We start from the raw sequence: 25,970 nt of genomic DNA on the forward strand, positions 1-25,970 counted from the left end.
GGGGTCTGTTGAATTATTGTTTTATCCACGTTGCGACGGGTGCCAGAAGGTCACCGCCTTTTCGATCATTGCAACAAGACCATAAAATGCGGTTCCGGCCAAAGCGGCCACCACAATCTCGGCCCAGACCATATCCAGCGATAATTGCCCCACGCTGGTGGATATCCGAAAGCCCATGCCTAGCGTGGGCGAGCCAAAGAACTCTGCCACGATAGCGCCGATCAACGCCAGGGTGGTAGAAATCTTTAAGCCGTTGAAGATAAAGGGCATCGCGGCGGGCAATCGCAGCTTCAAGAAGCTCTGCCAATAGGTGGCCGCATAGGTCTCCATCAGGTCGCGCTGCATGGCCGTGGCCTCACGCAGACCAGCCACGGTGTTGACCAGCATTGGGAAAAACACCATCACCACGACAACGGCAGCTTTGGAGTGCCAGTCGAACCCGAACCACATCACCAGGATGGGGGCGGTCCCGACGATTGGCAGCGCTGCGACAAAGTTCCCAACGGGCAGCAACCCAAGTCGGAGGAAATCCCAGCGATCCACCGCAATTGCCATCAGGAATGCGGCGAAGCACCCAATGATGTACCCGCTGAACGCGCCTTTGATGATGGTCTGAACGAAGTCCTCCCACAGGATCGGCAGGCTATTGGCAAAGCGCACCGCAATTACGGATGGCGCCGGCAGTATGACCAAAGACACGTCTAGCCCTCTGACCAGCAGCTCCCAAATGACAATGATCGTTACGCCAAATATGAACGGAGCCAGAAATCGCACCATGCGCGTGTCCGCATAAGGCCCGCTGGCCAGACGACTATTCAGCCACCAACCCAGGACCCAAACGACGATTGCAAACAGCACTAGTATCATTGCGCCATCCCCATTCTTTTCAGGACCTTCCGTTCTACAAGCCCCAGCAACCCGACCAGGCAAGCCGCCAGAATGGCCGCTGCAAACAAGGCCGACCAGATCTGCACGGTTTGTCCATAGTAGCTGCCTGCCAGTAGACGCGCGCCCAAACCGGCCACCGCCCCTGTTGGCAATTCACCAACGATGGCACCGACCAGCGAAGCCGCAATGCCGATCTTCAGCGACGTAAACAGATACGGCATCGATGCGGGCAAGCGCAGCTTCCAGAACCCCTGCGACCGGCTGGCGCTGTAAGTGCGCAGCAGGTCCAGTTGCATTGCATCCGGGCTGCGAAGCCCTTTGACCATACCGACAACCACAGGGAAGAAACTCAAATAGGCCGAGATTACCGCCTTGGGGATGATCCCCTGAATGCCCACCGAGTACAGCACCACGATAATCATTGGCGCCAAAGCGATGATGGGAATCGTCTGGCTGACAATGGCCCATGGCATCACCGACAAGTCCATGACGCGGCTGTGCACGATCCCGACAGCCAGCAGAATGCCCAATCCAGTACCGATCACAAAGCCCAGCATCGTTGCGCTTAGCGTGACCCAGCCATGATAGATAAGTGACCGTTTCGAGGTGATTTTTTTCTGTACAGTGGTCTCCCACATCTCGACAGCGACCTGGTGCGGCGCCGGCAGGCGGGGCCGGTCCTGCTCCCACGTGGCGGGGATGGCAAAGCTGTTATTCAACACCAGTCCGAATTCGGACATATCCCGACGATCTTTAGCCGAAGGTGGCTGAACTTCGGCCCCTGCACGCTCCTGTTCCGTCAAAACACCTTTGATGTTCATTGGAATGCAGGCCGCATACCAAAAGACGACGATCACCGCGAGAACGGTCAGAACTGCCCAAAAAGCTTTGAACCCATCATTCATCGTCCGCATGCCCCGCCCGCAGACCCTCGCGCACACGATGAGCCACTTCGATGAACTCAGGCGTGTCGCGGATGTCCAATGGACGTTCCTTCGGCAACGGGCTGTCGATCACATCCGTTATCCGCCCCGGTCGCGGGCTCATCACCACGATCTTGGTGCTCAGATACACCGCCTCGGGGATCGAGTGCGTGACGAATCCGATAGTTTTTTCTGTGCGCGCCCAAAGCGCCAAAAGCTGTTCGTTCAAGTGATCGCGCACGATCTCATCCAACGCCCCAAAGGGTTCGTCCATCAATAGTATATCAGCGTCAAACGCCAGCGCCCGCGCAATACTGGCGCGCTGCTGCATGCCCCCGGACAGTTGCCACGGAAATTTGCCGCCAAACCCTTCAAGATCAACAAGTTCCAGAACGCTTCTCACACGTTCATCCTGCTCGGCAGGCGAATATCCCATGATCTCCAGCGGCAGCTTGATGTTCTTGGCAATGGTGCGCCAGGGATAAAGCCCCGCCGCCTGAAACACATAGCCATAGGCCCGGTTCCGCCGCGCCTCATCCGGGGTCATGCCATTGACCGTCAGGGTTCCCCCGGTTGGTGTTTCGAGCGCAGCAATACATCGCAAAAAGGTGGTTTTCCCGCAGCCTGAGGGACCGATGAAACTGACAAATTCACCCTTGTCGATCGTCAGGTTCACGTCTTTCAACGCGTGGATTGGTCCGTCATTGGTTTGGAAGGTCAGATCCAGCTGCCTTGCCTCGATAACGGGCTGGGTAGTGCTTTCAGTATTCATTCCATAGCCTTGAAAAGATTTGATTTTGGGCCGCATGAATTGCGGCCCGCACGCATCATACACCCGTCGCCGGGATACCCGTCCGTTCAACCGGCCGAGGCGCGGTCAGCTCTTTCCAGGTGCTTAGCGCTTTGTTCACAGTGGTATTGGCCTCACGTGCAACAAAATCGCCGTGGCCTTCCTGTGTGCGGATTTCCCCATCATGCACAGCCACGTGCCCACGAGTAAGGGTAAAGCGCGGCAGCCCTTTAACCTCTTTGCCCTCGAATACATTGTAGTCGATCGAGGATTGCTGCGCATCGGCACTGATCGTCTTGGATTTTTCAGGATCCCAAACCACCAGATCCGCATCAGCGCCAACCAGAACGGCTCCTTTTTTCGGATAACAATTCAATATCTTGGCGATATTCGTTGAAGTCACCGCGACGAACTCGTTCGGCGTCAAACGCCCGGTGTTTACCCCATGAGTCCACAGCATCGGCATCCGATCTTCAAGCCCGCCGGTGCCATTGGGGATCTTGGTAAAGTCGCCCACACCATAGCGCTTTTGTTCGGTGGTAAAGGCACAATGGTCTGTTGCCACAACGCTCAACGATCCCGATTGCAGACCGTTCCACAAGCTGTCCTGATGCTGCTTGTTCCGGAACGGAGGGCTCATAACCCGACGTGCCGCATGATCCCAATCTTGGTTGAAATACTCGCTCTCATCCAACGTCAGGTGTTGGATAAGGGGTTCGCCCCAGACCCGCTTGCCCTGCAATTTGGCCCGCCGGATCGCCTCATGCGCATCCTCGCAGGACGTATGCACCACATAAAGCGGCACACCCGCCATGTCAGCTATCATGATGGCGCGGTTTGTCGCCTCGCCCTCAACCTGCGGCGGGCGGGAATAGGCGTGCGCCTCGGGGCCATTGTTCCCCTCGGCCAGCAGCTTAGCACTGAGTTCAGCCACCACATCGCCATTCTCGGCATGCACCATCGCAATACCGCCCAGTTCGGACAGGCGCTTGAACGAGGCGAACAGTTCGTCATCATTCACCATCAGAGCGCCCTTGTAGGCCATGAAATGCTTGAACGTGTTGATCCCCCGCGTTTCAATCACCGTTTTGATGTCATCGAACACCTGCTCGCCCCACCAGGTCACGGCCATGTGGAACGAGTAATCGCAATTCGCACGGGTGGATTTGTTGTCCCAGCGTTTCAACGCATCCAAAAGGCTTTCCCCGGGGTTTGGCAGCGCAAAATCAACCACCATGGTGGTGCCGCCTGCCAGCGCAGCCCGCGTACCGCTTTCGAAATCATCGCTGGAATAAGTGCCCATAAACGGCATCTCCAGATGGGTATGCGGATCAATCCCACCCGGCATGACATAACATCCCGTGGCGTCCAATTCCTTGTCACCCTTCAGATCCATCCCGATCTCTGTGATGACGCCATCTTCGACCATGACATCCGCCTTGTAAGACAAGTCGGCGGTCACAACGGTTCCGTTCTTGATAACAGTGCTCATTCTAATCTCCCTGACGCGGTCTGCGCCGCTTGCTTGATCTGGCCAAATATATCCCGTGGGAGTCGCCCATCAGGCGACGGGGGCAGCGCCCCTTATTCCACAATCTCGGCCGTTTCGACGACCGCATGAAACAGAACATCCGCCCCGGCTGCGGCCCAATCCTTGCTGATCTCTTCCGCCTCGTTGTGGCTCAACCCGTCAACGCAAGGGCACATGACCATGGCCGTCGGGGCCACCCGGTTGATCCAACAGGCATCGTGCCCCGCGCCCGATATGATGTCGGTATGCGAATATCCCAGCCGCTCTGCCGCGTCCCGTACAGCCGCGACACAGCTGTCATCGAACTTCACCGGATCAAACCCACCGACCTTTTCGAATTCGATCTGCAGGCCCATCTCTTCCACGATATCTTCGGCCGCAACGCGCAAACGGTTTTCCATATCTGTGATGACCGCCAAATCCGGCGAGCGGAAATCGACCGTGAACACCGCCTTGCCGGGAATCACGTTGCGAGAATTCGGGAACACGTCAATATGCCCTACAGCACCAACGGCATGGGGCGCATGAGACCACGCGATCTCATCCACTTTCTCAAGGATACGCCCCATCGCCAGACCCGCGTTTTTGCGCATCGGCATCGGAGTAGATCCAGTATGTGCGTCTTTGCCTGTCACGGTGATCTGCGTCCAGCTCAGCCCCTGCCCGTGCGTCACAACGCCGATATCCTTGCCCTCGGCCTCAAGGATCGGCCCCTGTTCGATGTGCAGTTCAAAGAAGGCATGCATTTTGCGGGCACCGACTTCTTCGTCTCCCCGCCAGCCAATGCGCTTTAGCTCATCGCCGAACGTCTTGCCCTCGGCATCCTCGCGGTCATAGGCCCAGTCTTGCGTGTGCATCCCGGCGAACACCCCTGAGGAAAGCATCGCTGGTGCATAACGTGTGCCCTCTTCGTTGGTCCAGTTGGTCGCAACGATCGGGTGTTTGGTCTTGATGCCCAAATCGTTGAGCGTGCGGATAATCTCCAGCCCACCCAATACGCCCAACACGCCGTCATACTTGCCGCCGGTTGGTTGGGTGTCCAGATGCGAGCCGACATAGACCGGCAACGCTTCCGGATCAGTCCCTTCGCGACGGGCAAACATATTGCCCATCTGATCCAAACCCATGGTGCAACCGGCGTCTTCGCACCACTTTTGAAACAAAGCGCGCCCTTCTGCGTCTTCATCCGTCAGGGTTTGGCGGTTGTTGCCGCCCGCAACACCGGGGCCGATCTTGGCCATCTCCATCAGGCTGTCCCAAAGTCTGTCGCCATTGATCCTGAGGTTTTGCGCCGGAGCTGCCATCTTGTTCTTCCCTGTTGCTTGCGATTTGGCTCGCTTTTGGTGTCTTGATTTGACCATCTGGTCAAACTCACGCTATCACGGGTTCGACATCAGTCAAGAAATTGCATGGTGCCGCCGGAAAATTCGGCATATTTGGTGCCCGCTTGGCGGAAAAAGAGACAGTCAGGAAACATGCCCAAAGACCGCGCCCCGACCCGAATTCAGAAAAAGAACCGCGCCGCGATTCTCGAAGCCGCACTGAACGTGTTTTCGGCGCATGGTTTCCGTGGGGCGACCGTAGATCAAATCGCCACCGAGGCCGGGCTGAGCAAACCAAACCTGTTGTATTATTTCCCGTCGAAAGAGGCGATCCACACAGCCCTGCTGTCAGGCCTGCTAAAGGTCTGGCTTGCCCCACTGCATGATCTGGACGCGGATGGCGACCCGATGGAAGAAATCCTCGCCTATATCCGCCGCAAGCTGGAAATGAGCCGGGACCTGCCGCGCGAAAGTCGCCTATTTGCAAACGAGCTGGTTCAGGGCGCTCCGCGTATCCACGAATCTCTGTCGCACGACCTTAAATCTCTGGTGGATGAGAAAACGGCAATACTCACACAGTGGATGGATCAGGGCAAAATCGCGCGCCTGCACCCCTATCACCTGATTTTCTCAATCTGGGCACTGACACAACATTACGCGGATTTCGACGTTCAGGTTCGCGCAATTCTGGGCGACGAAGACCCGTTTGAGGGAGCCGAGCCTTTTATCGATACGCTCTACCGAAAACTTCTGACGCCGTAGAAGAACCGCTTTTGTCGTCGGTCCCGACTCTCAGGTAATATTGGCGGAATGCCATACGTTTTTCACGACCATGTAATTGTCGAGGCCCTCGGTGCCGCCTTCACGACCGTAACCGCTGGATTTCACCCCGCCAAAGGGGGTTTCGGGCATAGACGCCTCCAGCGTGTTGATCGACAGGTTACCAACCTCGACCTCGTCAATCAGTCGATCGATGTAGTCCGCACGATTTGTAAACGCGTATCCGGCCAGCCCAAAAGGAACCGAGTTTGCCTTATCGATGGCGTCATCCAGTGAGGATACCGGATTGATCACGGCCAACGGACCAAACGGCTCCTCCTGCATGATCCGGGCGTTGTCGGGCACGTTCATCAGAACGGTGGGCTGGAAGAAATAGCCCTTTTCACCATGTCTGGCCCCACCCGTGGCAACGGTCGCACCCTTCGCACGGGCATCTTCCACCAATTCTGTCAACGCGGGCACCCGGCGGTGATTGGCCAAAGGGCCCATTTCTACATATGGCTCCATGCCATCGCCGACTACTGTAGCCACAGCGCGCTCAACAAAGGTTTGGGCGTAATCTTCAAAGATGCTTTCATGCGCAAAGAACCGGGTGGGCGATGTACAGACCTGCCCGGCATTGCGCATTTTTCGAACGGCGCTGGAAACGCCAGCGGTCTGCACGTCGGTATCTTCGCAGACAATAACAGGCGCGTGACCGCCCAGCTCCATGAGAACCGATGTCATGTGTTGCGATGCCAAAGTGGTCAGGTGCCGCCCCACTGCCGTTGAGCCGGTGAAAGCCACGAGCCTGACCGGATCCTGCGGGATCAGATGGCCGGAAATCTCCGCCGGCTCTCCGAACACCAGGTTCAGGACGCCTGCAGGAAGACCGGCATCTTCAAAGGCTTTTGCAATATGTATTGCCCCCGCTGGCGTTTCCTCGGCCGCTTTCAGGATGATCGAGCAGCCCGAGGCCAGCGCGCCAGCGATTTTGCGTGCTGGTTGGCTCATCGGGAAGTTCCAGGGTGAAAAGGCCGCGACGACACCGATAGGCTGGTGATGAACGGAGAACTTGTGACCCGGAGCCGCAGGGATGACCCGCCCATAGGTCCGCATCGCCTCACCCGCGTCCCATTCAAAGAACTCTGCCCCTCGGATAACCTCAAGCCTGGCCTGCTTCAGCGGCTTGCCGTGTTCCATGGTGATAGCATTGGCAATCTCTTCCTGACGTTCCCGCATCAGCGCAGCAGCGCGCAGGATTGTGTCGGAACGTTCGCGCGGTGAGGTGCGGCTCCATACGCGAAACCCTCGGACTGCGGCCTCCAGAGCGTCATCCAGATCCTGCTTCGACGCGCAGGGAAGACGCCCGATTTCGCCCTCGGTCGCGGGATTCACGACCGGTATGTCCCGGTTGGCTGTGCGCCACTTGCCCGCGATGAACAGCTTAAGCTCAGGATACATGAAACCGGTGCCTCCGACTTTGACTATTTCAAATCACGCAATGGCTGGCATTACTTCAAGTGAATTGGGTGAATACTGATATCAATTTGACGAATACCTGACCTCATTTCTGTTTCACCGCCTGATGCAGCGCCGATTTAAAGGCCCGGCCAGCGGGGGAAAGATCATCATCCGCCCGGAATGAGACACCAATCGGCCCCTGCCCAAATGGGACATCCCAATCCAATGGCGACAGGTAGCCGTGGGCGATGTCCTGCGACACGACCTCGGCCGGCATAAGCCCGATCAGATCGCGTGACTGCAGTAGAGCGCGATTGGTCAGGTAGGACACGGATTCGATCGTCACGGGCGGAACGTATTGCTGCTGGCCAACAAAGAAATGATCCAGCTGACGCCGCAATGTGGTTTCCAGCGGTGGGACGATCCAGCCAAAGGGTTTGGTCTGAGCGAAGGAAACATCCGGGCGACCCGCAAGAGGATGCTGATTGCCGACAATCGCCAGAATGCGGTCTTCAAACAGCTTTTCCTGCCTGATCTTGTCACGGTGCCTATGGGAAGGAAGCCGCCCGACTACCATGTCGATTTCGCCCGAAAGCAACCTCGGCATCAGCACTTCATTCGTACCTTCATTGATCTTGATCGCCACATTCGGACGGTCGACCAGAAGGATTTCAATGGCCGCCGGCAGCAGGCTGGTCGAGGCCGCCAACAAAGTGCCCACCACCACGCGGCCTGCATTGCCTTCGTTCAGGTCATCCAGTTCCTGCGCAGCGTTCGAGACCTGGGCAAAGATTAGCTTGCCGTGACGTATCAAAGTTTCTCCGAACACGGTCGGAATCACACCCCGATTGGTCCGGCTAAACAGCTTGACCTCAAAATCCAGCTCAAGATCCTGAATCATCTTGGTTGCTGCGGGTTGCGAGATGCCCAGTTCGCGTGCGGCGTTCTGGATGTTACCGTGCGCTCCCACCGCTACCAGCAAACGCAGTTGGCGTAGCTTCAGCCGGGTCAGGGCGCGGTCGACGATACGTGAATGACGTCCTACCATGGTCACAGTACAATTGGCTTTGAAAGCTGCTCGAGCTTGGCCACCACACTCATCGCGGCCAAGGCCGAGCTGCGTGGATTGTCCGGCAGGGAATTGCCGCTTATCCGGAAATGGAACTGCCCGAATTCCCCTTCGGCCTCGACCTCATGAATGTTTTGCGCAATCGACGGATCAGCGATGAGTTTTACCTGCGTCTCATCAAATCCAATCCCAGCCAAGGCTACGGCTGCCGCAACGTTTGCGTTTTTGGGATAGGCCAACGCCGCCTCTCGGGCGGTCCCAGTGAAGTGCGTTTCAACCTGTGTCAGCCCCTCAAGATCCAGCCTGTCCTCTGCGGCAGAGCCTTTCCAACCTAGCGGCGGCTTGCGCCCGACATAGATAACCTTGTCTAATTTGCCGGTCGCCGCAGCGCTCAGGCAATCAAGGGCTCCGATTGCGCCGCTGGCCAGGTGCAGCTTCGCCTGCCCATCGCTGGCCGCGCTTTCCATCGCGTTTGCAATCGTTTGATCCGCCAATGCACCGACGGACACCGTGATCATGTCCGTACCCTGCCCCAGAACCTGAGGGCCATAGGCCGCCAGTGCCTGATGGCCGGCGCATTCGATCACTAGGTCCGCCTCTGCGATGAGCTCTGGCACCGAACCCACAAACAGGTTCGGGTTTTGTGAAATGCTGCCTGGTCGCACCAGAACCGCATGTACCATATGGCCTCGCGCCTGAACCGCGCCCATGACATGTTGCGCAATCGCGCCTTTACCGATCAATCCTATTTTCATGTGGCAAACCTAAACCAGCGCCAAAGAATTCTAAATTGGTATTCTTTGGGTATTCTAATTTCAGATACCCAGTTCCCGGCTTTCGCATTGGATCAAGTGGGGTGATCAGGCTTTGATGGCGACGCCAGAATTGCGCGTTAATCGGAAGGCCCGTTAAAATGAACTACTCCAAGCGCGACGCCAAAGCCTATGCGCGCGAGAACATGACCGGCATCTGGGCCGCAGCCCTGAACCCCTTCAACGATGATTTGTCACTGGATGAGGCCGGGCTGCGGTCAAACATTCGCCACTGGATTGACGATCTGGATATCCAGGGACTGTTCGTGGCAGGCAAGCAGGGCGAGTTCTTTTCGATGAGCCTTGATGAGCGCAAGCGCAACTTTGAGATTGCGGTTGACGAATGCGCGGGCAAAGCCGGTGTGATTGTCTCGGTCTCGGATCAGAACATGGACACGGCGCTGGAACTGGCCCGCCATGCGCAGAATTGTGGGGCCGATTACATCGTCTTGCATGCCCCTGTTCTAAGCTTTGTTCAGGATCGTGGAGAGGTTTTGTACCAGTACTACAAACGGTTCTGCGATGAGCTGGATATCGGGATCGCGATGTGGAGCCACCCGGACAGCGGATACCTGATGCAGCCTGAAGAATGCGCACGGATTGCTGATTTGCCTAACATCGTGGCCATCAAATACTCCGTCCCGCGTGAGATGTATGTGAAACTGACGCATATGGTGGGCGACAAAATTCATGTCTCGACATCGGCTGAACATGAATGGCTGGACAATATTCTGGAACTGGATTGGAAACTGTATCTGTGTTCGTCGCCGCCTTACCAATTACAGACCAAGAATGATCAGCGCATGAACGAATACACGCGGCTGGCGTTTGCCGGCAAAGCAGATGAGGCGCGCAAGGTGTTTGACAGCCTGAACCCGGTGCGGGACGCGATGAAGCGAACCAAACCTGCAGGCAAACCCACCGCTTTTGGAAAATACTGGCAAGAGCTGCTGGGACAGGTCGGAGGGCGTGTGCGACCCCCAATGCTGGAACTGACCGAGGCGGAAAAAGAGATCATCCGCAAAGGGTTCGCGGAATGCGGCCTGAAGCCATAGCCACATCGATATAAGCAAATCGGATATCTAGATGCGGATAATTTCTTTGCGGTTATGAAAAAACCGGCCAAACTTCTACTAACAGGGAGTGGGACATGTCGAAGTTAAGTGCATTCAACTTTCAGAAATGGATCGACGAACACCGTCACCTGCTTAAACCACCTGTCGGCAATCAACAGGTGTGGGAGGATGCCGACCTGATGGTCACCGTCGTCGGCGGGCCGAACAAGCGAACCGACTATCACGACGATCCAGTTGAAGAGTTCTTCTATCAGCTAGAAGGCGACATGGTGCTGAAGCTGTATGACGGAGAGGAATTCTATGACGTTCCGATCCGCGAAGGTGAGATCTTCTTGCTGCCGCCGCATGTGCGCCATTCACCACAAAGACCGCAGGAAGGCTCAATCGGATTGGTGATCGAACCCAAACGGCAAACAGGCGAGCTGGACGCGATCGAATGGTATTGCTTTGAATGCGGCACCCGCGTTCATCGGGCCGAGATGCAATTGCAGTCTATCGTCAAGGACTTGCCGCCGGTCTACGAAAAATTCTATTCATCAGAAGAAGACCGAACATGCCCGAACTGCCAGACCGTGCATCCGGGAAAAGAGCCGCCAGAGGGCTGGGTCACACTCTGAGATGAACAAACAACAGGGAAGAACATGAAACATTTTGCTAAGATCGCCGCTTCGGCTGCAGCGCTTGCTGTGACATCGCTAGCTGCCCATGCAGATGAATTCCGTCTGGGCCTGATCACGCCACCTCCGCATATCTGGACCAAGGCGGCCGAGTCCTTTGGGGCCGAGCTGAACGAAGCCAGCGGAGGTGCCCATACCGTATCTGTATTCCCTGCCCGTCAGTTGGGCAACGAGGCAGAGATGCTGCAACAATTACAGACTGGCGCGCTGGACATGGCGTTCATGACAGTGGCCGAAGTATCAAACCGCGCGCCAGAGTTGGGGGCGTTTTATGCGCCGTATCTCGCGGATGATATCGGCCACGCGGGGCGCATCCTGCGTTCGGATACCGCAAAATCGATGCTGGAACCCCTGCCTGGTCAGGTTGGCGTTGTAGGCTTAGGTTACGGTATGGCCGGGCTGCGCCAGATCGTCAGCCGGGGCGATGTGTCTTCGGCAGAGGACCTGTCTGGTCTGAAACTGCGGATCACGCCGTTCACGCCGATTTTGGATTTCTACAACGCGGTCGGAGCTGCACCAACACCAATGCCGCTGCCTGCTGTCTATGACGCGCTGGCCAATGGGCAGGTCGATGCCATTGATATGGATGCAGAACTGATCTGGGTGCTGAAATACTATGATCACGCCGACACGATCGTTCAATCCGATCACATGATGTTCCCGATGGTCGGGCTGGTCTCGGCCAAAGTCTGGGCGGGACTGTCCGAGGAAGACCGTGCCATGATCGGTGAACTGATGGCCAAGCATGTCGACAGCACCATCGACGCCTATGTTGCTAACGAAGCGAAGTGGCTGGAACAGATCGAGGGAACCGGCAAGGCCTACAAGAAAGTCGATGCCTCATTCTTTGGCGATGCGATTGAGGAATGGAACGGCATCTGGTCTGAAAAAACCTCGTCCCTTGACGCGCTGCGCGAGACTGCGGCAGAAACCAAGTAAAGTTGAACGTTTCAAGGAAAGGGCGCAGGTCAATCCTGCGCCCTTTTTCATAGGGGATCGGCGATGTTATACCGGCTGTCTGCAGCGTGGGCGTGGGTTGAGTTATGGTGTGCCGCAGCACTGGCCGTTTGCGTCACCCTATTGATCTTGTTGAATGTCGTGACTCGCACGGCGGGTAACGCCCTGTTCTGGGTGGATGAATTGGCGATCTACGCCATGGTTTGGATGACATTCTTTGGCGCGTCAGCCGCGTTGCACCACCGCAATTCGGTCTCGATCACGATCCTTGCCGATCTGGTTCCACCTCATGTCCGGGCAATAATCCAAAAAGCAGTCGACATCGTTGTCTTCGCGTTTGCAATCGCGATGCTGTGGTTCTGCTGGCGGTGGTTTTTGCCACTGGATATCGCTCGTGCAGGGTTCGACGCCGTGGCGTTTCAAGGCAATACGTTCAACTTCATCTATGCCGAACCGACCTCAACCCTCGGGCTTCCGAAGTTTCTGTTTTGGCTTGTGATGTGGCTGTTTGCCTTGGGGGCAACTCTACATTCAACGATGCATCTTCTGACGCGTCCCGGACAAGGGTCACCGGCATGAGCCCGATTGTCTTTCTAGCAACCCTGCTGTTGTCGGTGCCCGTTGCCATCGTGTTGGCGATCACCGCAATCTGGTACATCTGGGAAAGCGGGAACACGGTTCTGTACGACAGTTTCGCGCAGAAAATGTTTGGCGGGTTGGAAAATTACGGCCTGCTGGCAATCCCGCTGTTCATGCTGACCGGAGAGCTGATGAATGAAGGCGGCATGACACGCCGCCTGGTCGCTTTGGCGCGCGTTTTCGTGGGCGGGTTTCGGGGTGGGCTGGCCTATATCAACCTGCTGGCGAACATGTTCATGGCCGCCATCATCGGCTCGGCCACCGCGCAGATCGCCGTGATGTCGCGTGCCATGGTCCCCGCGATGGAGGAAGAGGGTTATAGCAAGGGCTTCGCCGCTGCCACGACAGCAGCCGGGGGCCTGTTGGCACCGGTCATCCCGCCTTCAATGATGTTCGTTATCTTTGGCGTTTTGGCGCAGATTCCCATCGGCGACATGTTCATCGCCGGGATCATACCGGGGCTTCTTCTGGCCGGAGCCTTCGCGCTGGTAATCACGTTAATTGGTTGGGTTCAGCAATTCCCCAAGGGAGTCTGGATGTCCCGCAAAGATGCCGTACAAGCCCTGATCGCCGCCCTGCCCGCCATGCTGATCCCGGTTTCGATCATTGGCGGCATTCTGTTCGGCATTGCAACGCCAACGGAATCCGCCGCCATCGCCTCACTAATCGCATTTCTGGTCGGGTGGCTGATTTACGGAGATCTGAAGCCGCAACATCTGGGCGAGATGTTCAAGCGGACGGCCGCAAATGCGTCGATGATCCTGTTCATGATCGCGGCGGCCAGCGTTTTTGGGTGGGTGATCATTTACGAGGAAATACCACAGCAGCTGGCGGGGCTGATCACGTCGATCACATCTAATCCGTTCATGTTTTTACTGATCGTAAATGCCGCGCTTCTTTTGGTGGGGATGGTGATCGACGGGATCGCCGCCATCATCCTGATCACCCCTATTTTGTTGCCGATTGCCACTGGATCCTACGACATCAGCCCCTACCAGTTCGGAGTTGTCGTATGCCTGAACCTTGTTCTTGGCCTGCTTACGCCACCCGTCGGAATTGGCCTCTATATCGCCTCATCCATGAGCGGCACGACCCCCGGAGCAATTCTGAAATCGCTTTGGCCGTTCCTGATTGCGGTGGCCGCCGTCTTGATCCTGCTAAGCTATGTCCCAAGCCTGTCGACCTACTTGATCTAGCATAACAGTTGCCGTCACGCGGCTTTGAATGCCCCGTATGGGCCAGTCTGCATCTGGTAAGAGGCCCGCGCTTTCGGGCCCCTTCATGTTTTCAGTAACCGATTTACTCGGCAGCTTTGGCCATTGGATTGTTTGGATGCGTCGTCCAGTTGGCATAATCGCGCTGAACTTCCAGACCGGTCCGCGGATCGACCTCTCCGGCCGTCATTGGCACCATTGAGATGCAGCCGTCGACCGGGCAAACATCCACGCACAGATTACAGGCGACGCATTCGTCATCCATGACCTCGAACACCCGGTCATCGGACATGGAAATCGCCTGGTGGCTGGTGTCTTCGCACGCGGCATAGCAGCGACCGCATTTGATGCACTCGTCCTGATCGATCTTGGCCTTGGCCACGTAGTTCAGGTTCAGGTATTGCCAATCGGTCACGTTTGGAACCGCACGACCGACAATCTCGGACACGTTTGTGTACCCTTTTTCGTCCATCCACTTGGACAGACCTGCGGTCAGTTCGTCGATGATCTTAAAGCCGTAGGTCATAGCAGCCGTGCACACCTGAACGTTACCACAACCCAGCGAAATGAACTCTGCCGCATCGCGCCATGTGGTCACGCCCCCGATGCCGGAAATCGGCAGGCCATGGGTGGCTTCGGCGCGCGCGATCTCGGATACCATCGACAGGGCAATTGGCTTCACCGCCGGGCCACAGTACCCACCGTGGCTGCCCTTGCCATCAATCGACGGTTCCGGGCTGAACGTGTCCAAATCGACGCTGGTGATTGAATTGATCGTGTTGATCAGTGACACTGCATCTGCGCCACCGTTTTTCGCCGCCTCAGCAGGCTTCCGAACATCGGTGATGTTTGGCGTCAGCTTCACGATCACGGGCCGGTCATAGTATTTCTTACACCAGCGGGTGACCATCTCGATATATTCCGGCACCTGCCCTACTGCTGCGCCCATTCCGCGTTCGCTCATCCCGTGCGGGCAGCCAAAGTTCAGTTCGATCCCATCGGCGCCGGTTTCTTCGACACGCGGCAGGATGGCTTTCCAAGCCTCTTCTTCGCATGGCACCATGATCGAGGCGATCAGCGCACGATCCGGGTAGTCGGCTTTGACCCGCGCCATTTCCTCGAGGTTCACCTCAAGCGGTCGGTCCGTGATCAGTTCGATGTTGTTCAGACCCAACAAGCGACGGTCCGCGCCATAGATCGCGCCGTAGCGCGGCCCATTTACGTTTACGACCGGCGGTCCCTCGGACCCGAGCGTTTTCCAGACGACTCCGCCCCATCCGGCCTCGAAAGCGCGGCGCACATTGTATTCCTTGTCCGTCGGCGGCGCTGAGGCCAGCCAGTAAGGATTGGGGCTGGAAATGCCCAGAAAGTTTGTTGTCAGATCGGCCATGGCTTCTCCCTTCCCGGCTCAGCCGGTTTTCTTGAATATCATTTCGGTCGGACGAATGCGCCCGGCCTTGAGGTTTTTGACGTAGTTTTGGAATTTTTCAGGCGCCGTCTCGCCCATCATCAAGTGGATGCCCAAGGGGGCTGGTCCGCTTTCAGCGATACGCGCGAAGACTTCCTCGAAAAACTTCAGTGCGAACTCTGTGCGGTCGGTCTCGGCGGCCAGTTCCAGACCGGCGGCACCCGCGGCGTCCTTGTAGACCTGCGGCGCATGTACAAACGAGGTTTCGGACACCGTTGACCATGGCAGCGGGAAGGACAGCGGTTCGTCCACATCCCCGCCCATTACATCGAACAGAGCAAATGTCCCGCCCGTGGCCAACGCGCGCGAAACTTCTACGAACAGCCCGGCCTTATCTTCGATGTTCATGCCCACATGCAACATGACGGCAAGATCAAACCCTGCATCCGGCACCGGCATGTCCAAAGCACTTCCGACGTGAAAACTGGCCTTGTCGGAATGCCCGACCAGATCGCTGAGGGCGGTAGCTGTTTCAACGAATTCTGGCGTCAGGTCGACCCCGGTCACGGTCGAGTCATAGCGATCCACGATGTACCGCGACGTCCCACCGATGCCGCAGCCAACATCCAGCACACGGGTCGCGTGGGTCGGTGACAATTGCGCAAACAGGTTGTCTGTCGCCAGAACGCCGCCGGTGTGGAACTCATCCCCCGCCTTCAGATCGGCCACAGTGGCCGCGTCCGGGTCAATCCCACTGGCCTCAAGCGCCGCGCGAACGCGGTCGGTCAAGGCTCCGGTGGTATAGTGTTGGGCAACGGCTTGTTCGATCTGGGACATGGGAATACCTCAGCAGCGAAAGGAATGGGGTGAATACCCCACCCTATCACGAAACCAGAGTTGCGTGGATGTCCATCGCGGCATCACGGCCCTCGGCCACTGCGGTCACGGTCAGGTCTTCGCCTCCCGCCGCACAGTCGCCCCCGGCCCAGACACCCGCCATCGAGGTCCGTCCAGCCCCGTTCACAGCGATCTTATTGCCGTCCAGTTCCAGACCTTCCGGCGCGCCGTCCAGCTTTTGGCCAATGGCCTTGAGGACCTGATCTGCAGGCAAGCGGATCATTTCCCCGGTGCCGGTCAGTTGCCCATCGTGGCTGGTGGTGTATTCCAACTCGATCTCGACCGCGGCCCCGTTCCCATGGATGGCCACAGGTTGCACATTGGTCATGATCTTGACGCCGTGCGAAGCTGCGAGGTCCTGTTCGTATCGGCTGGCCCCCATCGCGTCGCGTCCACGGCGATAGGCAATGGTGACATGTTCGGCACCCAGCAGTTTCGACTTCACCGCAGCGTCCACTGCAGTCATGCCGCCGCCGATGACGACCACGTTGCGACCCACGGGCAAATCAACCAGATCAGAGGCCTGACGCACGTCCGAAATGAAATCCACAGCGAAGCGAACACCATCTTTTTCCGCCCCGTCGGCACGCAAGGCATTCACCCCGGCAAGACCTATAGACAGAAACACTGCATCATAGTTCTCGGCTAGCCCTTTCAGCGAGATCCCCTCGCCCAGAACTGAACCGGTCTCAATCGAGATTCCGCCGATTTTCAGCAGCCAGTCGACTTCGGCCTGAGCAAAATCGTTTGTCGATTTGTACGCGGCGATCCCGTATTCGTTCAGCCCGCCCGGCTTGGGGCGGCTTTCGTGGATCACCACGTCATGCCCAAACATGGCCAGCCGGTGCGCACAGGCCAAACCCGCAGGCCCTGCCCCGATTACGGCAACCGTTTTGCCGGTGGGTGCGGCCCGTTGGAACGGATGACTTCCGCCAACCATCACACTGTCGGTCGCATAGCGCTGAAGACGACCGATTTCGACCGGCGAACCTTCGGCGGTTTCGCGCACGCAGACTTCTTCGCACAGCGTTTCAGTCGGGCAAACGCGGGCGCACATGCCGCCCAGAATGTTCTGCGCCAAAATGGTCTCACCCGCCGCTTCGGGCTGACCAGCCTGAATCTGGCGCATGAACAGCGGAATGTCGATGTCTGTCGGACAGGCTGTGACGCATGGTGCGTCGTAACAAAAATAGCACCGATCCGCTGCCACGGCGGCCTCATGAGGGGCCAGTGGCGGATGCAAATCCGTGAAATTCGAGGTCAGCTCATCGCTGGACAGCCGCCCGGAGACAATGCCGGGGGCAATCTGGCCCTGTGCCATCACTCTACTCCCTGTAGATATGTTTGTTGTGGCCTCAGCTTGCCACAAAGTAATTTTTTATCAAATGGTAAAATTTGCCAATTGGTCAAAAAATGAAAAAACCGGACCAATCGACCCGGTTTTCCTTTGTTTCTGCCTGTTTTTCTTGCAGCGAACGTATCAGACCATCTGAGCCAAATGCCCTGTTTTCGTCCAAACACGCGCTCCCGAAGCACCCGCCACGGCGGTAGATCGCGCGCCCGGAGGCAACCTCAGCCAGTCCCAGGTCGTGAAATCCTCGTCAGATTCCCTCAGCGAGCCTTCGATCACAAACAGCTCCATTCCGTGCGAAGCGTCCAGATCCAACGCCTCGCTCGCCGCAAGATTGAACACGCGGACATCTTCATGCGCGTCTTTGAACAGTTGAGTATTCCCCTGACCATTGATCGAGCGGCGTACCTCTGTCCGATCATCCGGGTCAAACTGATGCAGCTTCACTAAGATCGTCGCCCCCTCTTTAGCCGAAGGTGTGTGCGACGAGGTCGGAGGGTTTCTCACATAACTGCCAACCGGAAAATCACCGGTTTCGTCCTGAAAAACGCCGTCCAGAACCAGATACTCTTCGCCCCCGTCATGGGTGTGGGCCGAAAACGCGCTGCCCGGAGCAAAACGTACGATTGTCGTTGCGCGGGCAACCTCCTCGCCGATGCGATCCAGCATCTTGCGTTCGACACCGGCGGCGGGGGACGCGATCCATTCATTCTGGTCGAAATGAACTGCAACACGTTTGGTGAAATCTGCGTTGATCCTCATGGGGGCACTCCTGAACGGGGACGTGTCCCTAACATGGGATTGCGCCGACATTTTTCAAATTGCACGCATCGCATCTGGTTTTGACGGGCGCGCCTGCATACTGTACGTCCGACAAGAAACCCGAGCAGCGCCGGACCACGGCACCCACAAGTACTGAAAGTCACCGGATGCAGGCCAGCGCCCCGAAATTCAACATCGTTATCATCGGGCAAAACAACCGTCTGCAATACGAAGCCCTTTTGTTTGCCGCCTCGCTGCGGCACAGCAGCCCTGATTTTTCCGGTCGACTGTTCGTGGCTGTTCCACAACCCGGTCCACGCTGGCCGCAGGACCCTACCATCCAGAACGAGGATTTGCTGAAAGCACTCCGTCAGCTGGATGCCGAGATCTTGCCGTTCGAAAACAAAATATTCGGCGCCAGCTACCCTTATGGCAACAAGATCGAAGCTTTGCTGGCCATGCCCGAGGGTGAGCCCTTTGTGTTTTTCGACAGTGACACACTGATCACCGGCGATCTGACCAGCGTCCCCTTCGACTTTGACCGCCCCGGCGCATCGCTAAGGGTCGAAGGAACCTGGCCCAAACCAACCTTGTATGGTCCTGGACTGGATGGGATCTGGAAGGCGCTTTATCAAAGGTTCGGACTGGATTTCGACAGCTCGCTGGATACCAGCCAACCTGTGGATTACTGGCGGCGCTATCTGTACTTCAATGCCGGGTTTTTCTTTCATTCCTGCCCTCACACCTTCGGAAAGCGCTTTCTGGACTATGCCCGCACGATCCGCGACGGCGAAATCTCCGAGATGGCTGGACAGAATTTTGACCCATGGCTGGATCAGGCTGCACTGCCGCTGGTTATCCATTCGTTCGGCGGCGGTCGCGATGCCCTGCCTGCGGGCCTTCTGGACGGATCGGTCAGCTGCCATTACCGCCTGTTCCCCCTACTCTACGCCCGTGAAAGCGATCACGCTGTCGAGGTGCTGGAAACCGTGGTTGCGCCAAACCGGGTCAAGAAAGTCCTCAAGGGGTACGACCCGATCAAGAAGCTGGTGCTGCAACGGAAGGGTCACAAAATCAGGGACATGTTCGACCGCGAGAACCTTCCCAAACGCGAGCAGGTTATTCGCAACACGATACGCAAGAATGGTCTTTGGATGCGCTGACAGGAATGTTGTCTGCGCGCGCCCAATCGCCTAGAGATTCAGCAACGCACTTTCCAACAGGAGATTTCCAAGATGTCTGACGGCCCCACCTACGGTTTTGATACGCTTCAAATTCACGCGGGCGCGCGGCCCGATCCCGCAACTGGCGCGCGTCAGACACCGATCTATCAGACGACAGCCTATGTGTTCCGCGACGCGGATCACGCGGCTGCCCTGTTCAACCTGCAAGAGGTGGGTTTCATCTATTCCCGCCTGACCAACCCCACCGTGGCCGTTCTGCAGGAACGTGTCGCCACGCTGGAAGGCGGCGTCGGCGCGGTTTGCTGCTCGTCAGGTCACGCAGCACAGATAATGGCGCTGTTCCCGCTGATGGGTCCGGGCTGCAATGTGGTCGCCTCGACGCGCCTCTATGGCGGCACGGTCACGCAGTTCAGCCAGACCATCAAACGCTTTGGCTGGTCTGCCAAGTTTGTCGACACCGACGATCTGGACGCCGTGAAAGACGCAATCGACGAAAACACACGGGCAGTGTTCTGCGAATCCATTGCCAACCCCGGCGGCTATGTCACCGACATCCGCGCTCTGGCGGATGTGTCTGACGCTGCGGGTATTCCGCTGATCGTCGACAACACCTCGGCCACGCCATACCTGTGCCGCCCGATCGAACACGGCGCGACGCTGGTCGTGCACTCGACTACCAAATACCTGACCGGCAACGGCACTGTCACCGGCGGCTGCATCGTGGATTCGGGCAAATTTGACTGGTCGGCAAATGATAAGTTCCCCTCTCTCAGTGAGCCGGAGCAGGCGTATCACGGCCTTAAATTCCATGAGACGTTTGGCCCGTTGGCCTTCACCTTCCACGGCATCGCCATTGGCCTGCGTGATCTGGGCATGACCATGAACCCGCAGGCGGCGCATTACACGCTGATGGGAATCGAGACCCTGTCCCTGCGGATGGAGCGTCACGTCGAAAACGCTCAAAAGATCGCCGCATGGCTCGAGGCAGATGACCGCGTGGAATACGTCACTTATGCCGGGCTGCCGTCTTCGCCCTACAGTGACAGGGTCAAAGCGCACTACAAGAAGGGCGCGGGTGCCCTGTTCACCTTCGCGGTCAAAGGTGGCTATGACGCCTGTATCAAACTGGTCAACGCGCTAGAGATTTTCAGCCACGTGGCCAACCTGGGTGATGCACGGTCGCTAATCATTCACTCGGCTTCGACCACGCACCGGCAGCTGACCCCAGAACAGCAAGAGGCCGCAGGCGCTGGCCCCGGCGTTGTGCGGGTGTCCATTGGTATCGAAGACGCAGATGACCTGATCGCCGATCTTGATCAGGCGCTGGCCAAAGCGTCGGCCTAATCCATGAGCGGGCACAACACCAATGATCTGGGCCAACCCATCGGATTGCCGGTAACGGGCGATTTCCCTCGCCCGACACCACCTTACACGCCGATGGAGGGCCGATATTGTTCCGTTGTCCCGCTTGATGTGAATAGGCATGCGCCCGGGTTATTCCGGGCGTTTGCCAACGACACGGATGGCCACAACTGGACGTACCTTCCCTATGGGCCGTTCGACGGCGAGCGCGAGTTTGAGGATTGGACCCGTGAGACCTGCATGGATTCCGATCCGATGTTCCACACGGTACTGGACAGCAACGATACGCCCGTGGGTATGGCTTCATTCCTGCGGATTGACCCGGCGGCGGGTGCGATCGAGGTGGGACACATCCACTTCTCACCCTTGTTGCAGCGTAGCCCGCAATCGACCGAGACTATGTTCCTGATGATGCGGCGCGTGTTCGATGAGTTGGGCTATCGCCGTTACGAATGGAAGTGCGACGCGCTAAACGCGCCGTCCTGTCGCGCGGCCGAGCGTTTGGGCTTTACCTTTGAAGGTATTTTCCGACAGGCCACCCATTACAAAGGTCGCAACCGGGATACGGCGTGGTATTCCATCCTCGACAGCGAATGGCCCCGCATCCGCAGCGCCTTTGAGGATTGGCTATCGCCGGACAACTTTGACCAGACGGGCCAACAAAGGCAACCTTTGAAGGCCCGCGCAAGCGTCTGAGGTTACTCAGAGATTTCGAATTCCATTGTGACGGTGACCGAAACGGACACCTCGCCACCTGCGACCGGTACACCACCTGCATCCGCAGCGCTGAATTCCCGCATCATGGCCACGGGGCGCGCGCCACCGACCTGTTCGCTGATCTCTTGAACTGGTCCGAGTGTCACGTTAGCTGCCTGTGCCAACTGCTCGGCCTTGGCGGTCGCTTCGGCTACGGCGTTTGCGCGCGCCTGCGCTTGCAGCGGTTTCGGATCCTGTACGCCAAAGCTTAGCCCGCCAAAGTCATTGGCCCCGTCCTGGATGACTGCGTCCATGATTGTACCAAGCTGTGTCAGGTCACGCACGCGCACCACCACTCGGTTCGAGGCGACAAATCCCGAAATTTCGGGCCGGTCGCCGCTTGCGCTGTTACGATTGTTCCAGACCGGCGACAAAGACACGTCGCGGGTCTGCACATCACGCGTTTCGATGCCAAGCTCCTGCAACCGGCTCAGGACCTGAGACACCGATTCCGAAGTGGCCTTCATCGCGTTCGAGGCCTGCGCGTCTTCATTGGTCACGCCCAGAGTAATAGTCGCCATATCAGGCGCGGCCTGCACGGTTCCCGCCGCGTCAACGGTGATGCGACGTTCTTCCGCATGGGTCATGCCCGCAATTGACATCGTCAGAACTGCAGCTAGAAAAGCGATTTTATTCAAGGTCTTCCCTCCAATTTTCTTTCTCCCAACATGGGGTGGCGAGGGTCTGCCGAACAAGGGGAAAGACCGGCTTTTTCTTTCCCTCGGCGGGATCCTGCTTTAATGTCACTCTGCGGACGAATGATCGTTTGCACAGATGCTGACAACTATGGTTTTTCCGGATTATGAAACCCGCCTTTGCGCTGTCTTTTTCTTCGACCGGAATATCCTTGCACCACCATTCGGATGGTGACTGGTTCTGCGTTGGCGAGGTTGCTCTGGATGCGCCCAACCTGAATACGCAGATCATCGCATTGCGGGATCAGGGCTTTGCCCTTGAAAACGACCTGAACTGCAAGCTGGTGATACCAGCGGATCAGGTGCGGTTTTTGTCCGTATCAACAGAGGGCCTAAGCCCCGAGGAAAGCGCTGAAAAAGTGCGAACGGAACTGACCGAGGCAACTCCCTATGCGCTGGATGAGCTCGCCTTTGATACCGCAATCGTCGGTCCGACAACCCATATTGCTGCTGTCGCCAGGCAAACCCTGGATGAGGCCCGGACATTTGCCGCCGAGCACGGGTTTGTTCCAGTCCAGTACTCAACCCCGATCGAGGGTCAGGAATACCCGGCTGAACCTCGGTTCGAAATCGATACCCCAGACACGGTCATTGCTGCCGAACCGTTCGAGGTTGAGGATTCTGCCAAAACTGATGAAGGACCTATCGCAGATACGATTGCAGATTCCGAGACCCCGACAGAGTTTCCTTCAGCCCCCGACACGACCGGCGCATTAGAAACGGTTGAGGTAGAAGAATCCGCAAAAGAAAATGAAGCTGCTGCCGATCGGACGATCGCTGAAACCGAGGACCAAACGGAGTTTCCTTCCGCGCCCGATGCGACCGCAGCAGAGGAACCTGCTGAGGGTGAAGAACCTGCCAACGAAGATGATGGCCCTACCATTCACGCGATCGCTGATACTGAGACCCCGACGGAATTTCGTTCGGCGCCCAACGCGAATATTGCTGGCAAAACGAAAGCCACACCCCCGATCAACCGCTACGCCGTTCCAGCCGCGGCGGCCGCTCTCGTTGCCGGTATTGCTCTGACCGTGTGGTCGTTGACTGGATCTGACGACACCGAATCCTCAGTGGCTGAGGCGGTTTCGATTGAAGAAACTGTGCCAAACCTCGCATCTGACGAGCAGTTCGCCGAGACACAGGAGGTTGACGGCGATCCGGAGCTTGAATTCGAACCCGAGGCGGTCACAACCGCGCCAGAGGAAGAGCCGCAAACCGAACCTGTTGAAGAAACCGCCGCTGATCTCAGCGCGACCGATGCTGCAATCCTCGAAGCGCTGAACGTGGCACCGACCCCGGTCGAACCGGTGGGACAAGAGCCTGCACCAGCGGAAATCTCGTCACAAGCAGGCATCGAGATCTTCGCCCCCGAACCTTTGCCTGAACCGGTCCTGGAGTCGCCAGAGGAACTGTATCTGGCATCCCTGGACAGCACTGATTTGTCGCAGGACGCAGTGGCGCTGCCTCCCGTCAGTAGCTTTGAAACTGACCTGCCGTTTGAACAAAACGCCCTGCCCGCTCAGGCCGGAGTCCAGTTTGATCTGGACGAACGCGGCCTCGTCACGCCTTCAGCCGAAGGAACCCTGAATCCCGACGGGGTGATCGTTTACCTTGGCCGGCCCGCCAAGGTTCCCCCGGCAGTTCCGGTTCGGTTTGAACAAGAGCCAATTGAGGAAGATCCTACAGCCCGCTTGGCGCAGAAACGCCCGAATCCTCGCCCGGCTAATTTGCTGGAAAGCTTTGAACGGCAACAACTTGGTGGACGCACACGCGAAGAACTGGCGATTCTGCGTCCTAAACTGCGGCCTAAGTCCCTGCAAAGTAGCCCCCGGATTGACGAAACGCCAACGGCATTGGCAGTCGTTCGCGTTCCGCGCCCCAAAACGCGACCAGCCGGACTTGCCCGCCCGGCCAGCACAAACACAAGCACCGCCAATCTCGGGTCAACTGCTGCGGTCGATCAAAGCTCGGACGAAGCTGGTTCCTTCCAACCTAAGGCCGTGGCACCGAAAATCCCGTCGACCGCCTCGGTGGCACGGCAGGCGACCATCGACAATGCGCTCAACTTGCGCAAGCTGAACCTGATTGGGGTTTATGGGTCCCCGGCCAACCGGCGCGCGCTGGTTCGGCTGCCCAGCGGTCGGTACAAAAAACTGAAAGTCGGAGACAGGCTGGACGGCGGCAATGTTATCGCCATTGGCGACAGCGAATTGCGATACCAAAAGCGCGGAAGAAACCTGACGTTGAAAATGCCGCGAAGCTGACGGCTCAAAAAACAAAGGCGGTCGAGAGATATCCCCGACCGCCCTTTGGTGACTCAACTTAAGCCGTTAAGCAGCTGAAATTTCACCACTTTCGATCTGTTCGCGTTCGATGGATTCGAACAGGGCCTTAAAGTTCCCTTCGCCAAACCCATCGTCGCCTTTGCGTTGAATGAACTCGAAAAAGATCGGACCGATCACGGTTTTCGAGAAGATTTGCAGCAAGATCCGGGTCTCGCCACCGTCCAGCACACCCTCGCCGTCAATCAGGATGCCGTGCTTGATCATCCGGTCCAGAGGTTCATCATGATCCACGACACGTTCCTTGGACATGTCGTAATAGGCCTGGTTCGGACCCGGCATGAACTTCAGGCCCTTTTCCGCAATCGCATCGGTCGAGGCGTAAATATCTTCACTACCCACCGCGATATGCTGAATACCCTCACCTTTATACTTCTTGAGATATGATACGATCTGCCCGGTTTCGCCCCGGTCTTCGTTGATCGGAATACGGATACGACCACAGGGCGATGTCAGCGCACGGCTAAACAGGCCAGTGAATTTACCCTGAATGTCAAAAAAGCGGATTTCGCGGAAGTTAAACAGGCTCTCGTAGAATTTGAACCACTTGTCCATGTTGCCCTTGTAGACGTTGTGCGTCAGGTGATCGAGGTAATAGAACCCATCGCCGCGCGGTTTGGACTGTTTGTCCCAGGTGAATTCCTGATTGTAAGGCGATGTTTCATAATACTGATCGATGAAATAGATCAGCGAACCGCCAATACCCTTGATCGCTGGGGCATCCATGGTCTTGTCCGCCGCGTCATAGGGCTCGGCCCCTTTTGACACCGCGTGTTCATAGGCTTTCTGCGCGTCCACGACACGCCATCCCATGGCAGGGGCGCAGGGGCCGTGTTCGGCCACGAACTTAGCGGCAAAGCTCTCCGGGTCGGCATTCAGGATGTAGGTCACGTCCCCCTGCTGCCACAGCTCAACCATAGGCTTGTCCGTGTGGTGTCCGACCAACTCGAACCCCATTTTGGCGAAAAGGTCGCGCAGTTCCTGCGGCTCGGGGTGGGCGAATTCGACAAATTCAAACCCATCGGTTCCGGCTGGATTTTCAGGGCTGATGACAGATTTCGGGGCGTTGTGCGGGAAAGGACCCATGGCGCG

The 25,970-nt window shown here is 57.3% G+C and carries 24 protein-coding genes; 10 read left to right on the forward strand and 14 right to left on the reverse strand.

What is annotated here, in order from left to right:
* Positions 1–21 precede the first annotated feature (21 nt).
* The 5 genes from AC2FLJ_RS02460 to AC2FLJ_RS02480 all read right to left on the reverse strand — a co-directional run bounded on the left by AC2FLJ_RS02460 (position 22) and on the right by AC2FLJ_RS02480 (position 5,436).
* Positions 22–867, reverse strand: coding sequence for an ABC transporter permease (locus tag AC2FLJ_RS02460; RefSeq protein ID WP_058277688.1), 846 nt, complete (start codon positions 865–867; stop codon positions 22–24).
* Positions 864–1,793, reverse strand: a complete 930-nt coding sequence (locus tag AC2FLJ_RS02465) for an ABC transporter permease (protein WP_058277687.1) — start codon at positions 1,791–1,793, stop codon at positions 864–866. The genes AC2FLJ_RS02460 and AC2FLJ_RS02465 overlap by 4 nt, the downstream gene beginning before the upstream one ends.
* The gene (locus AC2FLJ_RS02470; protein ID WP_496695133.1) at positions 1,786–2,583 is read right to left on the reverse strand and encodes an ABC transporter ATP-binding protein; all 798 of its coding nucleotides are present in this window, start codon (positions 2,581–2,583) and stop codon (positions 1,786–1,788) included. The genes AC2FLJ_RS02465 and AC2FLJ_RS02470 overlap by 8 nt, the downstream gene beginning before the upstream one ends.
* Before the next feature lie 55 nt (positions 2,584–2,638).
* Complete coding sequence (gene hydA, locus AC2FLJ_RS02475; RefSeq protein ID WP_282168502.1) at positions 2,639–4,093, reverse strand: dihydropyrimidinase; 1,455 nt, start codon at positions 4,091–4,093, stop codon at positions 2,639–2,641.
* 92 nt (positions 4,094–4,185) lie between these two features.
* The gene (locus tag AC2FLJ_RS02480; RefSeq protein WP_496695131.1) at positions 4,186–5,436 is read right to left on the reverse strand and encodes a Zn-dependent hydrolase; all 1,251 of its coding nucleotides are present in this window, start codon (positions 5,434–5,436) and stop codon (positions 4,186–4,188) included.
* A 171-nt stretch (positions 5,437–5,607) separates the two neighbouring features.
* Between AC2FLJ_RS02480 and AC2FLJ_RS02485 the strand changes: the two genes are divergently transcribed.
* Positions 5,608–6,216, forward strand: coding sequence for a TetR family transcriptional regulator C-terminal domain-containing protein (locus tag AC2FLJ_RS02485; protein ID WP_496695129.1), 609 nt, complete (start codon positions 5,608–5,610; stop codon positions 6,214–6,216).
* A gap of 30 nt (positions 6,217–6,246) precedes the next feature.
* On the opposite strand, the gene AC2FLJ_RS02490 is transcribed toward AC2FLJ_RS02485, so the two are convergent.
* The 3 genes from AC2FLJ_RS02490 to AC2FLJ_RS02500 all read right to left on the reverse strand — a co-directional run bounded on the left by AC2FLJ_RS02490 (position 6,247) and on the right by AC2FLJ_RS02500 (position 9,501).
* Positions 6,247–7,677, reverse strand: a complete 1,431-nt coding sequence (locus AC2FLJ_RS02490; protein WP_496704359.1) for an NAD-dependent succinate-semialdehyde dehydrogenase — start codon at positions 7,675–7,677, stop codon at positions 6,247–6,249.
* 103 nt (positions 7,678–7,780) lie between these two features.
* A complete protein-coding gene (locus AC2FLJ_RS02495) occupies positions 7,781–8,725 on the reverse strand; it encodes a LysR substrate-binding domain-containing protein (RefSeq protein ID WP_282118668.1) in 945 nt (314 codons plus the stop codon).
* Between the two features lie 2 nt (positions 8,726–8,727).
* Complete coding sequence (locus AC2FLJ_RS02500; protein WP_496695126.1) at positions 8,728–9,501, reverse strand: aspartate dehydrogenase; 774 nt, start codon at positions 9,499–9,501, stop codon at positions 8,728–8,730.
* 158 nt (positions 9,502–9,659) lie between these two features.
* Here AC2FLJ_RS02500 and AC2FLJ_RS02505 point away from each other — a divergent pair, with 158 nt between their 5' ends.
* The 5 genes from AC2FLJ_RS02505 to AC2FLJ_RS02525 all read left to right on the forward strand — a co-directional run bounded on the left by AC2FLJ_RS02505 (position 9,660) and on the right by AC2FLJ_RS02525 (position 14,103).
* The gene (locus AC2FLJ_RS02505; protein WP_109312084.1) at positions 9,660–10,613 is read left to right on the forward strand and encodes a dihydrodipicolinate synthase family protein; all 954 of its coding nucleotides are present in this window, start codon (positions 9,660–9,662) and stop codon (positions 10,611–10,613) included.
* Between the two features lie 95 nt (positions 10,614–10,708).
* Positions 10,709–11,251 (forward strand): 3-hydroxyanthranilate 3,4-dioxygenase, encoded by a 543-nt coding sequence (locus tag AC2FLJ_RS02510; protein WP_058273852.1) that lies wholly within the window; start codon positions 10,709–10,711, stop codon positions 11,249–11,251.
* Between the two features lie 24 nt (positions 11,252–11,275).
* The gene (locus AC2FLJ_RS02515) at positions 11,276–12,250 is read left to right on the forward strand and encodes a TRAP transporter substrate-binding protein (protein ID WP_058273853.1); all 975 of its coding nucleotides are present in this window, start codon (positions 11,276–11,278) and stop codon (positions 12,248–12,250) included.
* Positions 12,251–12,313: 63 nt separating this feature from the next.
* Entirely contained in the window at positions 12,314–12,847 is a 534-nt protein-coding gene (locus tag AC2FLJ_RS02520; protein ID WP_282168508.1) for a TRAP transporter small permease, read from the forward strand.
* On the forward strand, positions 12,844–14,103 hold the full coding sequence (locus tag AC2FLJ_RS02525) for a TRAP transporter large permease (RefSeq protein WP_496695123.1): 1,260 nt from the start codon (positions 12,844–12,846) through the stop codon (positions 14,101–14,103). The genes AC2FLJ_RS02520 and AC2FLJ_RS02525 overlap by 4 nt, the downstream gene beginning before the upstream one ends.
* Positions 14,104–14,206: 103 nt before the next feature.
* On the opposite strand, the gene preA is transcribed toward AC2FLJ_RS02525, so the two are convergent.
* The 4 genes from preA to AC2FLJ_RS02545 all read right to left on the reverse strand — a co-directional run bounded on the left by preA (position 14,207) and on the right by AC2FLJ_RS02545 (position 18,539).
* On the reverse strand, positions 14,207–15,511 hold the full coding sequence (preA, locus tag AC2FLJ_RS02530; protein WP_058277679.1) for an NAD-dependent dihydropyrimidine dehydrogenase subunit PreA: 1,305 nt from the start codon (positions 15,509–15,511) through the stop codon (positions 14,207–14,209).
* An 18-nt stretch (positions 15,512–15,529) separates the two neighbouring features.
* Positions 15,530–16,366: a methyltransferase domain-containing protein gene (locus AC2FLJ_RS02535; RefSeq protein ID WP_496704360.1), complete on the reverse strand. Its 837-nt coding sequence runs from the start codon at positions 16,364–16,366 to the stop codon at positions 15,530–15,532.
* Between the two features lie 46 nt (positions 16,367–16,412).
* Positions 16,413–17,747 (reverse strand): NAD(P)-dependent oxidoreductase, encoded by a 1,335-nt coding sequence (locus AC2FLJ_RS02540; RefSeq protein ID WP_496704361.1) that lies wholly within the window; start codon positions 17,745–17,747, stop codon positions 16,413–16,415.
* Positions 17,748–17,906: 159 nt separating this feature from the next.
* Positions 17,907–18,539 carry a cupin domain-containing protein gene (locus AC2FLJ_RS02545; RefSeq protein WP_496704362.1) on the reverse strand — a complete coding sequence of 211 codons (633 nt, stop codon included), beginning with the start codon at positions 18,537–18,539 and terminating at the stop codon, positions 17,907–17,909.
* A 167-nt stretch (positions 18,540–18,706) separates the two neighbouring features.
* Between AC2FLJ_RS02545 and AC2FLJ_RS02550 the strand changes: the two genes are divergently transcribed.
* The 3 genes from AC2FLJ_RS02550 to AC2FLJ_RS02560 all read left to right on the forward strand — a co-directional run bounded on the left by AC2FLJ_RS02550 (position 18,707) and on the right by AC2FLJ_RS02560 (position 21,781).
* Positions 18,707–19,702 carry a GT-B fold glycosyltransferase domain-containing protein gene (locus AC2FLJ_RS02550; protein WP_496704489.1) on the forward strand — a complete coding sequence of 332 codons (996 nt, stop codon included), beginning with the start codon at positions 18,707–18,709 and terminating at the stop codon, positions 19,700–19,702.
* A gap of 72 nt (positions 19,703–19,774) precedes the next feature.
* Positions 19,775–21,067 carry an O-acetylhomoserine aminocarboxypropyltransferase/cysteine synthase family protein gene (locus tag AC2FLJ_RS02555; RefSeq protein ID WP_282150981.1) on the forward strand — a complete coding sequence of 431 codons (1,293 nt, stop codon included), beginning with the start codon at positions 19,775–19,777 and terminating at the stop codon, positions 21,065–21,067.
* Positions 21,068–21,070: 3 nt separating this feature from the next.
* A complete protein-coding gene (locus AC2FLJ_RS02560; RefSeq protein ID WP_496704363.1) occupies positions 21,071–21,781 on the forward strand; it encodes a GNAT family N-acetyltransferase in 711 nt (236 codons plus the stop codon).
* A 2-nt stretch (positions 21,782–21,783) separates the two neighbouring features.
* Here AC2FLJ_RS02560 and AC2FLJ_RS02565 read toward each other — a convergent pair whose 3' ends face one another.
* Positions 21,784–22,479, reverse strand: coding sequence for an SIMPL domain-containing protein (locus tag AC2FLJ_RS02565; protein WP_496704364.1), 696 nt, complete (start codon positions 22,477–22,479; stop codon positions 21,784–21,786).
* A 164-nt stretch (positions 22,480–22,643) separates the two neighbouring features.
* Between AC2FLJ_RS02565 and AC2FLJ_RS02570 the strand changes: the two genes are divergently transcribed.
* Positions 22,644–24,800 (forward strand): hypothetical protein, encoded by a 2,157-nt coding sequence (locus tag AC2FLJ_RS02570; RefSeq protein ID WP_496695111.1) that lies wholly within the window; start codon positions 22,644–22,646, stop codon positions 24,798–24,800.
* Positions 24,801–24,866: 66 nt separating this feature from the next.
* Here AC2FLJ_RS02570 and hppD read toward each other — a convergent pair whose 3' ends face one another.
* Positions 24,867–25,964 carry a 4-hydroxyphenylpyruvate dioxygenase gene (gene hppD / locus AC2FLJ_RS02575; protein ID WP_496695109.1) on the reverse strand — a complete coding sequence of 366 codons (1,098 nt, stop codon included), beginning with the start codon at positions 25,962–25,964 and terminating at the stop codon, positions 24,867–24,869.
* Between the last annotated feature and the right edge of the window lie 6 nt (positions 25,965–25,970).

The organism is Ruegeria sp. CDSA034 (assembly GCF_059612275.1).